The sequence below is a fragment of the Streptosporangium sp. NPDC006930 genome (assembly GCF_040635605.1).
Classification (GTDB): Bacteria; Actinomycetota; Actinomycetes; order Streptosporangiales; family Streptosporangiaceae; genus Streptosporangium.
Genome location: NZ_JBEYID010000005.1, coordinates 236,080 through 250,011 on the forward strand (window position 1 = coordinate 236,080; position 13,932 = coordinate 250,011).

The window sequence follows — 13,932 nt, forward strand, 5'->3', positions numbered from 1 at the left end:
GCGGGGTGAACGAAGAGGTATGGCTGATCGAACCCTCCGGGCCGCTGCGCGGTGACGTCGAGGTCCGCGGTTCCAAGAACGGCGTCTCCAAGCACATGGTCGCCGCGATGCTGGGGAGCGGTGAGAGCACGATCCAGAACGCCCCGGACGTGGGCGAGGTGGGGATCACCGCGCAGATGCTGAGGGCTCTCGGCATCGACGTGGAGATCAGCTCCGGCGAGATCTCCGTCGCTCCCGGCAAGCAGATCAACCCGCATGTTCCCGCGGCGTTCACCGGCCTCAACAGGATCCCGATCCTGATGCTCGGCCCCCTGCTGCACCTGGCGGGCGAGGCGTTCGTGCCGCTGGTCGGCGGCGACCCGATCGGCCGCCGGCCCGTCGACTTCCACGTCGAGGCGCTGCGGGCGATGGGCGCCGAGGTCGAGGTGAGCGACACGGGGGTCTACGCCAAGGCCAAGAGGTTGCGCGGCACCCGGATCGAGCTGCCCTACCCCAGCGTCGGAGCCACCGAGACGATCCTGATGTCCGCGGTGCTCGCCGAGGGCAAGACCGTGCTGAAGGGCGCGGCGATGGAGCCCGAGGTGGTGGAGCTCGCCCTGTTCCTGCAGCGCATGGGCGCGCGCATCGAGCTCAGTCCCGACCGGCGCATCGTGATCGAGGGTGTGGAGAGTCTGCACGGCGCCTCCACCTGGCTCAACGGCGACCGCATCGAGGCGTTCTCCTATCTGGCGGCCGGTCTGATCACGGGCGGGCAGGTGCGGGTGCACGGCTGCCCGCAGGACCGGCTGGTGACCGCGATCACCACCCTGGCCAGGATGGGCGCCGAGGTCGACATCACCGACGACTACCTGTCGGCGTCCGCGCCGAACGGGCTGCGGGCCGCGGCGGTGCAGACCGACACGCACCCGGGGTTCATGACCGACTGGCAGACGCCTTTGATGGTGCTGTTCACGCAGGCCCAGGGCATGTCGGTGCTGCATGAGACGGTGTTCGAGAACCGCCTGGTCTACGTGCCCGCCCTGCAGAAGATGGGCTGCGAGATCGAGGTGTTCGACGTCTGCCTCGGCGGTCCCGCCTGCCGCTACCACGACACCAACGCCAAGCACTCGGCGGTCGTGCGCGGCGTCTCCAGGTTGAGCGGCGCCGACGTGACACTGCCCGACATCCGGGCCGGGTTCTCGGCGGTGCTCGCCGCCGCGGCCGCCGAGGGCACCTCCACCCTGCGCGGGGTGCACCACATCGAGCGGGGCTACCACCGGCCGTTCGAGCAGTTCGCCTCGCTCGGGCTGAAGATCAGTCGAGAAAAGGTGCAGGACGGGTAAGGATTGGCAATCGGGCGTTTATAGGTGATCACCTGGTCGCACGTTACTATGCGTGACATCGCGCCCAGAGGTGAGACGCGGGCCCGGCGCGTGCCTGCTCGGGCTGGTGGTCTGCGGGGTGTTCGGCGGGCTGCTCGCCGCCATGGCCGCGCTGCCACTGGTCGGCACGGCCGGACTCACCGCCAACAGCGTCGCGAGGACCCTCACCGACCTGCCTCCGAGCCCTCGGGAGAACCCGCTCTCCCAGCGCACCGTGCTGCTGGACAAGAACGGCAAGCGGTTCGCCCAGTTCTACACGGAGAACCGGACGGTGGTGACGCTCGCCCAGGTCGCCCCCGTGATGCGTGACGCGATCGTGGCGATCGAGGACGCGCGCTTCTACGAGCACGCGGGCCTGGACATCAAGGGCACCCTGCGCGCCCTGATCACCAATACCAGGGCGGGCGGGGTGCGGCAGGGCGGGTCCTCGCTCACCCAGCAGCTCGTGAAGAACATCCTGGTCGAAAACTCCGAGAGCGACACCGAGCGCGCCCGTGCCCGCGCGCCCAGCATCCAGCGCAAGATCACCGAGCTGCGGTACGCGCTGGCGATGGAGAAGAAGTACAGCAAGGCCGAGATCCTGGAGCGCTATCTCAACATCGCCTACTTCGGCGCGGGCGCCTTCGGGGTGGAGGCCGCCGCCCAGCGGTTCTTCTCCGTCCCGGCCGCCCGGCTCACCCTGCCCCAGGCCGCGGCGCTGGCCGGGGCGGTCCGCGCGCCGTACACCACCGACCCCTCGCTGGACGCCGGGCGCAGGCAGCGGCTGCGCGAGCGCAGGGACCTCGTCCTGGACCGGATGGCCCAGCTGTCGTACGTCACCCCGGCTCGGGCCGAGGCCGCCAAGAGGCGCCCGCTCGCCATCCGGCTCAAACCCGAGCCCGGCGGCTGCGACGGGAGCACCTATCCCTACTTCTGTCTCTACGTGCACCGGGAGCTGCTCACCAACCCGGCCTTCGGCCACACCCGCGCCGAGCGGGAACGCCGCCTGGCGAAGGGCGGCCTCGTGCTGCGCACCACCCTGTCGCCGAAGGCGCAGCGGGCCACGGAGCGCGCCATCACCGCGCGGGTCGGCAGGAAGGACACCGAGGTCGCGGCCGAGGCGATGGTCCAGCCGGGCACCGGGCGGATCCGGGCCATGGCGGCGAGCAAGAGGTACGGCCCTAACCCCGGCAACGCCGCCAACGCCAAGAACGGCCCCAACACCACCTACAACCTGCCCGCCGACACGGCGCACGGCGGCGGCCAGGGCTTCCAGGCGGGCTCGACGTTCAAGGTGTTCACCCTCGCGACCGCGCTCGCCCAGGGCTGGCGGTTCGACCAGGGTTTCATGACGCCCGGCAGTTTCGTCCCCGACAGCGGTTTCACCGACTGCCGGGGACGCGAGGTCAACGATCCCGGCGCGGAGATCTTCAACGCGAGCGGCGAGGGCAAGGGAGGCCCGCAGAGCCTGTCCACCGGCACCTGGAAGTCGGTGAACATCTTCTACATGATGCTGGAGCAGCGGGTGGGCCTGTGCCCGGTCGTCACGACGGCCAAGGCCCTGGGCATCGTCCGCGCCGACGGCGCCCCGCTGCGGGAGGTGCCGACCTTCACCCTCGGCGTGAACGAGATGGACCCGGTGACCGTGGCCGCCGCGTTCGCCGCGTTCGGGGCTCGGGGCCGCTACTGCCGCCCGGTGGCGATCGTCGAGATCGTCGAGCGGGACGGCAGGCGTTTCAAGATCCCGCCCAGCTGCGCGCGGGCGATCGAGCCCGCCGTCGCCGACGCGGTCAACCACCTGCTGGCCGGGGTGTTCACCAAGGGGACGATGACCGGTCAGAGCATCGGCCGCCCCGCCGCGGGCAAGACGGGCACCAACAACGGCTACACGTCGGCCTGGTTCGCCGGCTACACCCCCGACCTGGCGGCGGCGGTCAGCGTGGGCGACATCCGGGGCTCCTACCGCTACCCGCTCACCGACGTCGAGATCGGCGGCGAGTACTTCGGCTCGGTCCAGGGGGCCTCCCTGCCGGGGCCGATCTGGGTCTCGTCGATGTCGGCGGCCCTCGACGGTACGCGCGAGACCCACTTCCGCCGTCCCGACATGAGCCGTTTCGGCGGCGGGTTCACCCCCGGCCTGGAGGAGGCCCTCGCCAGGGAGCGCGAGGAGGAGGGCGCTGACGGCGAGGGCCGTCGCGGCGCCAGAGGGGACCGCGAGGACCGCGGCGCCCGGGGAGAGCGCGGACGCCGCTTCCGCGAGGAGGGCCGTTACCGGCGGGAGCGCGGGTATCGCCAGGAGCGGAGCTACCGCGAGAACGACACGCGCCGCCGGTACCGCACCCCCCACCGGCGCGACCGCCCGCGCCACCGCTGACCCCTTCACAGGGCGCCGCCGGAACGGAGGAGGTCACGTCGGCGAGACGGCCCTCGCCCCATACGCCGCCCGCGGCCCACGCCGTACCGCGGAACCTTGCTCCTGGGACGCCCCCGACCGGCCGAGGACGCCCCTCAGGCTCGACGCCGGGTGCTGGCCCGGATGTGCAGTTTGCTGGCGACCACCTCTGGCCGGTCCACCCGTTCGCCGGACAGCCTCCGCAGCAGCATGTCCACCGCGGCCGACGCCTGGTCCACCGGCCGCAGGTCGATGGCGGTGATCGGCGGGTCGAACTGCTGGGCGAACCGGCTGTCGACTCCGACCGCGAGCATCAGGTCCTCCGGGATGCGGACGCCCCGCTCACGGCAGGCCCGGGTGGCTCCCTCGCTGTACTGCTCGGCCGACGCGATCAGCGCGTCGGGCGGCTCGTCGCCGTCCAGCAACGCGCGGGTCGCCCGGTAGGAGTCGGCCTCCAGCCGGTCCAGTGAGACGGGGGCGACCCTCGGCCGCATGCCCCGCTCGGCGCACCACGTCTCGTACGCGCGCAGGCCGTCCAGCGACCACGCCCAGGACGACTGGGCCGACAGCAGCGCGATGCGCCGCGCGCCCGCCTCGTACAGGTGCTCCAGCAGGTCGCGAATGTTGCGCTCGTTGTCGCCCGAGGTGTAGTACGGGCGCTCGGGCCGTCCCGGGTCGCGCTCGATCGACACCACCGGCACGCCCATGCCCTCCAGCATGTCGATACGCGGGTCCAGTCCGGCGGGATCGCACAGCACGACCCCGTCCGCGCCGATCAGCCGCCACTCGTCGGCCGTGCTGATGTGCGGGGTGAGGGTGAGGGAGTATCTCTCCCTGAACGCGGCCCGCGCACAGCCGGAGGCGATCGACATGTAGTAGTCGAGGCTGATCATCTCCTGCTCGGCGGCGTGCTCGCCCATGTTGGGCAGGACGAGGGCGATGGTGCCGGTGCGTCCCAGCCGGAACGCCTGCGCGACCCGGCTGGGGCGGTAGCCGAGAGACTCGGCGACCTCGCGGATGCGGGCACGCGTCTCCTCACGGAGCTTGCCCTTGTTGTTGAGCGCGTCGGAGACCGTCGTCACCGAGACCTCGGCGACGGCCGCGACGTCGCGAATCGTCACCCGCCCGCCTGCGGCCCTGGTCACGTCCTTCAAAATATCACCGCCCCGCCAGGCGAGCGATCAAAGCAGAAACGTTTCGGATCGAGGTTTCCTGGGGTTTTCTCACCGCACGCCCACCGGGTCGGTATCGGGCTCGTCCGCCGTCCACAGCTCACCGGACCGGCTCGCCACCACCCGGCCGCCGCGCACCAGCCATCGCGGGCCCGGCTCGTTGCGCAGCGCGTCGGTGAGCGTGCCGGCCGCCAGCACGACGAGGTCGGCCGGCGCTCCCGGCCGCAGTTCCCCGTAGGCGACCCCGGCCGCCCGCGCCGCGTGCGCGCCGACCAGGTCCCAGGCGACGGCGATCCCCGCGTCGGACTCGTCCGCGAGCGGGAAGGCGTGCCATGCCAGCCTGGCCAGGTCCAGCGGGTCCAGGTTGCCGAAGGGCTCCCAGTTGTCCTGCATGTTGCCGGTCCCCGCCGCGACGACCACCCCCGCGGCGAGCAGCTCGTTCGCCCGGGAGACGCCCCGGTAGGGCAGCGATCCCCCCAGGTTGGACGGGCACACCGTCACCGTGATCCCGGCGGCGGCCACCTTCTCGATCACCCGTCGCGCGTCGTCGTCGGCGTACGTCTCCAGCGCGCCCACGTGGTTGGCGTTGACCAGGCCGCGCATGCCGTGCGCGACGGTCCGCTCGGCCAGCGGTTCCAGCATCCGCTCGCTCGGGTCGGTGAAGTAGTCGATGTTGACGTCGATCCCGACGCCGAACCGCTCGGCCAGCGCGAAGACCTGGTCCAGGTGGGACAGCCGGTCCTGCTCGGTCCGCTCGTTGTTGGGCCACCCGCCGACCCGGTGCGCGCCCGCGGCCAGCGCCTCGGCCACCAGGTCGTACGCGCCGGGATCCTGCACCAGGCCTTCCTGGGGGAAGGCGGTCACCAGCAGGTCCACCAAGCCGGCGTGCTCCTCGCGCGCCCGCATGACACCCTCGAACGAGGTCAGCCCGGTGACGGTGTCGATGTCGACCTGCCCGGCGACGGTCCCCGTGCCCTGGGACGCGGCCAGCCGCAGAAACGCCCCGGCCCGAGCCGCCACGTCCTCGACGGTGAAGGACGCCTTCAGGTCGCGCTGCCGCTGCATCATCGCGGGGCGGTGGACGAGCCGCTCGGGCAGGCCGAGCCGGCGGATCGAGTGGCGGCTCAACGCCTTGTCCGGGTGGCTGTGCGGCTCGACGAACGGCGGCGTGACCAGGCCGCCGCGGGCGGAGATCCGTTCGCGGGCGGGCAGACCGGCGCCCGCGCCGGCACCGAGCGCGGCGATCAGGCCGCCGCGGATCACGACGTCCACGGCCGCGCCCTCGTACACGGCGTTCTCGATGACGAGGTCGGCGGGCGGTTCAGAAGCCGTCACGGTTGATGTCCTTGTAGAGCAGGTAGCCGGCGCGGGTCGATCCGGTGGCGTAGAAGTACTGCGGGCAGTAGGGCGCCATGTAGACGAAGTCGCCCTCGGCGACCTCCAGGTGGTCGTCGCCGAGGTAGTAGACCCCCTGGCCTTCGAGCATGTACAGGCCGTGCTCCTGATGGTGGACCTCCACCATGGTGAACCTGGCGCCGATGTCGAACCGCATCACGTTCATCGCCATGTCGTAGCGCTCGTCCAGCGGTAGCAGCGGCGCGTACGTGCCGCCGATGCTCTCGTCGCGGATGTGCTCGACCTCCTCGACGTGTCCGGTCACCGGCTCGGGCGCGGGAACGCCGTCCACCTCCTCGTATCGGCGCTTCACCCACAGGGCCCGGGTCGCGTCCCCGGGGGCCAGGACCTCGAACTCGGTGCCCTGCGGGAGGAAGACGAATCCGCCGGGTGCCAGTGAGCGCGTCTCCCCTCCGGCTCGCACGTCCAGATGACCGCCGTCGAGGACGTACAGGAAGTTCTCGAAGCCGGCGCCGAGCGGGCGAGTGCCTCCACCGCCCGGTTCGAACTCCAGCAGGTACTCGCCGAAGGCCGCGGGACGGGCCCGTGGCGTGGCGAGTGGCCTGGCGACCACGCCGCGCAGGTGGGGAAGGGAGTTCTCGACGAGGTTGTCCGGGCACATCAGGATGTAGGAGTCGCGGACGCGTCCGCGGTTGGCGCTCACGTAGTCGGCTCGGGTGGTGCCGGTCATCGGATGCCTCCGGCGCGGAGGCCCCGGCTTGGCCGTGGGGAGGGTGTCAACGTCGCTTCCTTCCGTGGAGGCGTGGCGAGGGGGAAAGGGGTTGGTCGGCGGAGGCGTACCGGCCGGAGTCCAGGACGGTGTGCCCGTCGACGCGGACCGAGGGGCGCTCCAGCACCAGGTCCAGGTGGACCGGGGACTCCCAGTCGGCGCCGGTGTACTGCGGGAACGGGTGACCGAACGCGATGTGCACGCCGGGCACGTTCTCGTCGAACAGCAGGTTGCCGGTGAGCCCGGTCAGGGCCCGGTTGGTGCCCAGGGCCAGCTCGCCGAGCCGCAGTCCGCCCGGTGCCTCCGCCAGGAGGCGGTACACCTCCGAGGCCAGCGCGGTGTCGGGGTGGCGCACCTCCACGGCCTCACCGGCCGCCACCTCGATCAGCACCGGCTCGGTGAGCAGACCGTGGCGGGAGTTGAGGGGGTAGCCGAGTACCGAGGCGGCGAGGACGCCCTCGGCCGAGCGCGGGCTGCAGAACACCTCACCCTGCGGCAGCCGCCCGCCCTGGCCACCGCACCGGTACAGGCCGGTGAACGGCGTCCACGGACGGACCGGGTCGCACGTCAGCGTCAGGTCCGTACCGGTGGCGCTGGTGACGTGCACCGACGCGCAGCCGGTGAGCAGGTCGCGGACGCTCAGCGTGAACCTGGCCACCTCGGTGTAGTCGACGGCCATGCCGATGCCCAGGCAGGCGTCGTCCAGGGCGGGCATGTGGGCGTGGCGGACGCCGTCGCGAGCCAGCAGCGCCCAGAACGAGGGGTCCCAGGCGAGCAGGTCCTCGGGGTCGGCGGCGGCGAACACGGTGACGGTGGGCCGGTGGGCGTCCAACGCCGCCTCGACCGCCCGCCGGGCCGCCGGGTAGCCTGCCGCGACATCCGGGAGCACCTCGACGACGACGGTGTCCGGTGCCAGGGTCCGGGCCTCGTCGGCCACGATCCCGGCCAGCCGCCGGGTGGCCCGGTCGGTCAGCACCAGCACCCGGTCCTCCTTCGCCACGGCCAGGCAGGTCCCCACCAGCTCCGCTGCCCCTTGGCGCAGCCGCGCGTCGGGGAGCGCGGTCTTTCCGAAATCCGGCTCCGGGAGCACAGGGACGGGCACGGCCTGCCGCGAAGGCTCGGAGCCCGAGGATTCGGGGGCGCCGGAGGACGGATCGAGGTGCGGGGACTCGGGGTCGCCGGGGGACGGAGCCGGATCGGGGACGGCCCGGTCCGAGGGCCCGGAGACCGGGGAATCGGGGGCATGGGACGTCAGATCGGGCACGGGGCCCCCTCGGGGAGGGGGACGAAGCGTCCCGAGCCGGGGGCGGCCACGACCTCGCCGTCCACGGCCACCGTCCGGCCGCGCACCAGGGTACGCACCACCCGGACATCGCAGCCACGGCCGTCGTACGGCGACCACCGCTCCGCCGCGAGTTGCTGCGCCTCGGAGTCGACCACCCAGGGAGAGTTCAGGTCGAGGAGGACGAGATCCGCGTCCATGCCCGGTGCCAGCGCGCCCTTGGAACCGGAGACCCCGCAGATCGCGGCCGGCCCGGCGGTGAAAAGCGGAGCGATCCCGTCCAGCGGGAGGCCGCGGCTCAGCGCCTCACCGAGCACCAGCGGCGCGTACTCCTGGACGCCCTGGATCCCGAACGGACAGCTGAACACGTCGGTGTCGGCGGCGAGCTTGCCCGCGCGGTCGTAGGGACAGTGGTCGGACACGATCGCCTGCACCAGCCCGGCGCGGACCCGATCCCACAGCCGCTCCACCCGCCAGGCGTCGCGCAGCGGTGGGGCGCACACCCCGAACCCGCCGACCCGCCGCAGGTCACCGTCGTCCAGCAGCAGATGGTGGGCGGTGACCTCGCAGGTGGCGTCCATCCCCTCCGCCCGTGCTTCGGCGACCAGGTCGACCGCCTCGGGGGTGGACAGGTGCACGAGGTGGACGGCACAGCCGGTCCTGCGGGCCAGCCGCAGCACGTGGCGTACCGCGTCGATCTCGGCCGACGGCGGGCGCGCCTCCAGCAGCGCGGTCAGGTCGGTACGCCCGCCGGCGCGCAGTCTGGCCTCGGCGGAGACCAGCGTGTCGTGATCCTCGGCGTGCACCAGCACCCGCGCGCCGAGCCGGGCCGCGGTGGCCATCCCGGTCAGCAGGTCCGTCTCGGTGGCGGGCGGGAAGCCCATGGTGTTCTCCGGCAGGAACGCCTTGAAGCCGGGGGCCCCCAGTGCGCGCTGGCCCACCATCTCCTCCAGCGACGGCCGGGTGAGCGCGCCCCACAGGCCGAAGTCGACGACCGCGCCGGCCGCGGCCCGCTCGCTCTTGGCGGCGTACCGGGCGGCGGTCGTGGTCGGCGGGTTGGAGAAGGGGTGCTCCATCACGAAGGTGACGCCTCCGGCGGCGGCACACCGGGTGCCGGTGCGGAAGTCCTCCTCGAAGGAGATGCCCGGGACGTCGAAGTGGACGTGCAGGTCGATGATCCCGGCCATCACGTGCAGGCCGGTGGCGTCGAGCACCTCGGCGGCGTCCACCGGGGTCTCCCGCGGGACCACCGCGCGCACGCGCCCCCGGTCCACCAGCAGGGTCGCGGGCGCCGCGCCGGTGGGGGTCAGCACGGTGCCTCCGACCACCGCCAGGTCCACCCGCCCGATCACGCGCTCGCCTTTTCCTGGGTGGGACCGCCGGAGCCCGTGCCACCGGGTGTCCCGGTGCCGGAGAGGGCGGCGGTGAGACCGATCGGCCCGTGCGCGGTGGTTCCGGTGGTGTCCCTGCGACCGACCACCCGGCCGCGCCGCAGTGTGACGCGACGCCCCGGCACCCCGGCCAGGGCGGTGGCCCGGTCCGGCACCTCGAACACCACCAGGTCCGCGTCCTCCCCGACGGCGATGTCACCGGGGCGCCCGCCGATCGCGGCCGCCGCCTGACCGCAGACCAGGTCCCACGCGGTGTCCAGCGCGCCCTCGTCGTGGTATCCGGCGCCGAGGAACGCCGTCTGCGCCCGGTCCATCGGGTCCAGCGTTCCCAGCGCGTACCAGCCGTCGTTCAGGTTGTCGCTGCCCGCGGCCACGACCACCCCGGCCTCGGCCAGTTGCCGTGGCCGGGACAGCCCGCGCGGGCCGCCGTCCACCAGGTTCAGCGGGACGACCACCACTCGCACGTCGGCCTCTGCCACCGCCGCGATCACACGGGCCGCGTCCGCGTCGTCGTACACCTCCAGGCCGCAGCAGTGGCTCGCCACGACCCGTCCCTGGTAGCCGCGCCGTACGGTCTCGGCGGCGGTGAACTCCAGCATGGTCTCGGTCGCGTCGATCTCACAGTCCAGGTGGATGTCCACATCGGCGCCGAACCGCTCGGCCAGGTCGAACACCTCGCGTACGTGAGCCCGCTGCGCCTCGACCCCCTCCTCGACGTTGGGCCAGCCACCGACCAGCCCGGCGCCCGAGCGCAGCGCCTCGACCAGCAGCGGCCTGGCCAGCGGGTCCCGCAGCAGCCCTTCCTGCGGGAACGCGACGATCTGCACGTCGAGCAGGTGCGCCACCCGCTCGCGGGCGGCGAGCACGCCGTGCAGCCCGGTCAGCCCGGACACCGAGTCGACGTCCACGTTGGCGCGCAGTGCCGTGACACCGTTCGCGGATGCCAGTCGCAGCGCCCGGAGGGCGCGCTCGGTCACATCGGGAACGGTGAAGCCCGCCTTGATCGCGCGGGCGCGGGCGAACCCGTCCGCCGTCCCCTCGGGGGCCAGGCGGCGGCTGTACGCCTTGTCCGGGTGATAGTGCGGCTCGGTGAAGGAACGCGAGACCAGCCCACCAGCGGCGTCCAGCACCTCGCGCGCCTCGGCCGGGACGGCCCTCGCGCGTCCCTCCCCCGCTTGCCCGTCCCCGGTTCGGTCGTTTCCTGCTTGACCGTTCCCGGCGGGGACGGCCGTCGGCTCCACCGCGACGACCAGCCCGTTCCTGACGTGGACGTCCACGAGGCCGTCGTGGCCGTGGACCCGCCCGGCGCGGATCAACAGGTCGAGTTCCTGTGGCATGTCGGTCACCACTCCCATTCGTTGGCCGGCGTGCTGATGTCGGCCGGGTTCTCGACCAGTGCGCGCAGAGCCGCGCGCACAGCGGTGACCTGTAGCGACAGGTCCATGCTCGGTCCGTTGTGCCCGATCCTGGCCACGTGGCCCGGAGGATCCGGCAGATGCAGGAAGCCGCACCTGGAGGGCAGCCCGTGCCTGGCGGCCAGATGCAGCGCGGTGTACATGACGGAGTTGCAGCCATGGGTGGAGGCGGAGTTGGAGACCAGGGCGGGGACGCCGGCCGCGCGCATCGCCATGGTCATGGCCTTGATCGGCAGGGTCGACAGGTAGGCGGCGGGACCGTCCGGATAGACGGGGTCACCGGCCGGCCGGTGACCCCGGTCGTCGGCGAACTGGAAGTCCTGCACGTTGACGGCGACCCGTTCCGCGGTGACGACGGCGCGCCCCGAGAACACCCCGCAGGACACCACCGCCGCCGGAGGCCCCTCACCGGCGGACGGGCCGACGAGCAGGGGGAGCAGCGCCTCCTCCGGGTGTGAGCACCAGGCGAGGCTCCGGGCGGCCACGCGGTGTCCGGCGATCGTCTCGCCGTCGAGCGCGAGGGCGACGGCGCTACTGGGATTCTCGGGGTAGTGCAGTTCGGCGCGGCTCGCCGAAGCGCCGAAGGCACCGTTCCCGGTCACCAGGATCCAGGGCTGGGTCATCACACACCTTCCGGTGGATGGAAGGACAGGGGGTGGGGCGGCCCCGCCTCCCCTGGAGGGGGCCAGAGCGCCGACGGACAGCATCATGACCCATGCAAGAGAAAAAAGAAACGTTTCTTTTGTTAACAGGAACGTTTCTTTAGACCCTTGACCCCCCGGAACCAGCTGGGGTTAACTGCCGCCAACCACGGCGAACACCCCTCGCCGAATCATCGGCTCGGAACCGGCCCTCACCGCCGGAACCGGCGCCCCGCCAACAGTCACAGAACCGGCTACCGAACGCTCATCCCGTCATCCGAGCCGGCGCCCCGCCCAGTCACACAACCTCGACTCGGCACCGGCCCCCACCCCGGAACCGGTGCTCCCGCAGTCACAGAACCGGCGGCCGGACGCGGTACGCCCACCGCCCGAGCCACCTGATCCGCAGTCCCGGAGGTATCCCTTGACCGCCGACTCCAGCTCTGCCAGACCTGCCAGACCAGCCCGCCATCGGCCGATCGCCGCGGCCCTCACCGCCGGGGTCCTCTCTCTGGCCGGCTGCGCCGCCCCCGCGGGATCCGCCTCTCCCACCGCCCCCACCGCCTCCGAGGGTAAGGACACGATCACCGTCACCGAACGGACCCCCGCCGGAGCGGGGGAACTCGACCGCGTCACCTGGTCCGTGGCGGCCGAGCCTTCGTCCTTCGACTGGATCTACAACGCCAGCTTCGCGACCGGCCAGATCATGGCCAATGTCTGCGAGGGTCTGCTGCGGCTCGCCCCCGACATGTCGCTGGAGCCCGCGCTGGCCGAGTCCTTCGACAACCCGTCCCCGAAGACCTGGGTCTACCGGCTGCGTTCCGGGGTCACCTTCCACGACGGCACCCCGCTGACCGCCGAGGACGCCGCCTTCAGCCTGAGCCGCAACCTCGACACCGCCGCCGGGTCCTTCTGGTCCGGCGCGTACGCCAACGTCTCCACGGTCAAGGCGACCGGCCCGCTGGAGGTCACGGTCACCCTCAAGCAGCCCGACGCGCTCTTCAACTCCTACATGAGCAGTCCCGCCGGGATCATCGACAGCAAGGCGACCGTGCAGGCGAAGGGGAAGTCCTACGGGACACCGGACGGCGGCGTGAACTGCGTCGGCCCGTTCTCGCTCGCCTCCTGGGACAAGGGCCAGTCCATGACGCTCGCCCGTGACGACGACTACTTCGACCCGGCGCACAGGGCCAAGGCCAAGGAGGTGGTGTTCCAGTTCGTCCGCGACCCGGCGGCCGCGGTCAACGGCATGCTGGCCGGGTCGATCGACGGCGGCTGGTTCCTGCCGCCGTCCTCGCTGCGGCGCCTGGCCTCCAGCGGGCAGGGAAAGGTCTACTACGGCCGCAGCACCCAGGGCTTCAACGCCATCGTGATGAACTTTGACGGCCCGCTCGGCGACGTGCGCATCCGCCGCGCGCTGTCGATGGCGATCGACCGCGACGGCATCATCAAGGCCGTGCTCCAGGGTGCGGGAGAACCGCAGAAGGCCCCCGCCGTGCCCGGCTCCTGGGGCTACGCCGACGAGACGTACCAGAAGGCGTGGGACGCCCTCACCGTCACCGAGCGCCGTCTCGACGAGGCGAGGAAGCTGGTCGCCGAGGCGGGCGCGCCCACCGGGCCGATCGTGCTGGCGACGACGAACGGCGAGGCCGAGGTGCCGGTGATCGGCGCGGAGATCCAGGCCGCCGCCAAGCAGATCGGCCTCCAGGTCGAGATCAGAAGCATCCCCGCCGACCAGTACAGCGGCGTGTACACCGACAAGAAGGCCCGCGAGGGCATCGACCTGTACCTGACCGGCTGGGGCACCGACTTCGCCGACCCGCTGCAGATGTACCAGTACTTCCAAACAGGGCACTTCTACAACTTCGCCGGGTTCTCCAACACCGGGTTCGACAAGCTGGTGGCCGAGGCCGGGAAGACCGGGGACCCGGAGGCCCGTGCCGCGCTGGTCGCCGACGCACAGCGGATCGTGGTCGACGAGTTGGTGTGGATCCCGCTGTACGCGCCGTACAACACCCTCTTCCTCAACAACAGGCTCACCGGCACTCCCGCCTCCTACGTCCAGCTGCACTACCCGTGGGCGGCCGATCTCGGGACGGCGTCGTGACCGGAGTCCCACCGGGCGCGGCAGTCGTGCCACCGCCGAAGGCACGGAAACCGGGGACGGAACGCGA

Annotated in this window: 10 protein-coding genes; 3 read left to right on the plus strand and 7 right to left on the minus strand. The window is 72.1% G+C overall.

All coding sequences use genetic code 11. The features are described 5' to 3' along the window. Nucleotides 1–5 precede the first annotated feature (5 nt). Together murA and ABZ664_RS11805 are read left to right on the plus strand one after the other, a co-directional pair. Entirely contained in the window at nucleotides 6–1,322 is a 1,317-nt protein-coding gene (gene murA / locus ABZ664_RS11800; protein ID WP_362506871.1) for a UDP-N-acetylglucosamine 1-carboxyvinyltransferase, read from the plus strand. A 52-nt stretch (nucleotides 1,323–1,374) separates the two neighbouring features. Beyond that, entirely contained in the window at nucleotides 1,375–3,714 is a 2,340-nt protein-coding gene (locus ABZ664_RS11805) for a transglycosylase domain-containing protein (protein WP_362506874.1), read from the plus strand. A gap of 134 nt (nucleotides 3,715–3,848) precedes the next feature. On the opposite strand, the gene ABZ664_RS11810 is transcribed toward ABZ664_RS11805, so the two are convergent. The 7 genes from ABZ664_RS11810 to ABZ664_RS11840 all read right to left on the minus strand — a co-directional run bounded on the left by ABZ664_RS11810 (nucleotide 3,849) and on the right by ABZ664_RS11840 (nucleotide 11,740). Next, nucleotides 3,849–4,877 carry a LacI family DNA-binding transcriptional regulator gene (locus ABZ664_RS11810; protein WP_362506877.1) on the minus strand — a complete coding sequence of 343 codons (1,029 nt, stop codon included), beginning with the start codon at nucleotides 4,875–4,877 and terminating at the stop codon, nucleotides 3,849–3,851. Nucleotides 4,878–4,955: 78 nt separating this feature from the next. After that, nucleotides 4,956–6,239 carry an amidohydrolase family protein gene (locus ABZ664_RS11815; RefSeq protein ID WP_362506880.1) on the minus strand — a complete coding sequence of 428 codons (1,284 nt, stop codon included), beginning with the start codon at nucleotides 6,237–6,239 and terminating at the stop codon, nucleotides 4,956–4,958. Then, nucleotides 6,226–6,990 (minus strand): (S)-ureidoglycine aminohydrolase, encoded by a 765-nt coding sequence (allE, locus tag ABZ664_RS11820; protein ID WP_362506883.1) that lies wholly within the window; start codon nucleotides 6,988–6,990, stop codon nucleotides 6,226–6,228. The genes ABZ664_RS11815 and allE overlap by 14 nt, the downstream gene beginning before the upstream one ends. Nucleotides 6,991–7,036: 46 nt before the next feature. Then, entirely contained in the window at nucleotides 7,037–8,293 is a 1,257-nt protein-coding gene (locus tag ABZ664_RS11825; RefSeq protein WP_362506886.1) for an aminopeptidase, read from the minus strand. Beyond that, nucleotides 8,281–9,663, minus strand: a complete 1,383-nt coding sequence (locus ABZ664_RS11830) for an amidohydrolase family protein (RefSeq protein WP_362506889.1) — start codon at nucleotides 9,661–9,663, stop codon at nucleotides 8,281–8,283. Before ABZ664_RS11830 ends, ABZ664_RS11825 begins: the two co-directional genes overlap by 13 nt. After that, nucleotides 9,660–11,039 (minus strand): amidohydrolase family protein, encoded by a 1,380-nt coding sequence (locus ABZ664_RS11835; RefSeq protein WP_362506891.1) that lies wholly within the window; start codon nucleotides 11,037–11,039, stop codon nucleotides 9,660–9,662. Before ABZ664_RS11835 ends, ABZ664_RS11830 begins: the two co-directional genes overlap by 4 nt. Nucleotides 11,040–11,044: 5 nt before the next feature. Continuing rightward, nucleotides 11,045–11,740, minus strand: a complete 696-nt coding sequence (locus ABZ664_RS11840) for a hypothetical protein (RefSeq protein ID WP_362506894.1) — start codon at nucleotides 11,738–11,740, stop codon at nucleotides 11,045–11,047. 442 nt (nucleotides 11,741–12,182) lie between these two features. On the opposite strand from ABZ664_RS11840, the gene ABZ664_RS11845 reads away from it, so the two are divergent. After that, nucleotides 12,183–13,865 carry an ABC transporter substrate-binding protein gene (locus ABZ664_RS11845; protein WP_362506898.1) on the plus strand — a complete coding sequence of 561 codons (1,683 nt, stop codon included), beginning with the start codon at nucleotides 12,183–12,185 and terminating at the stop codon, nucleotides 13,863–13,865. The last annotated feature ends 67 nt before the right edge of the window (nucleotides 13,866–13,932 follow it).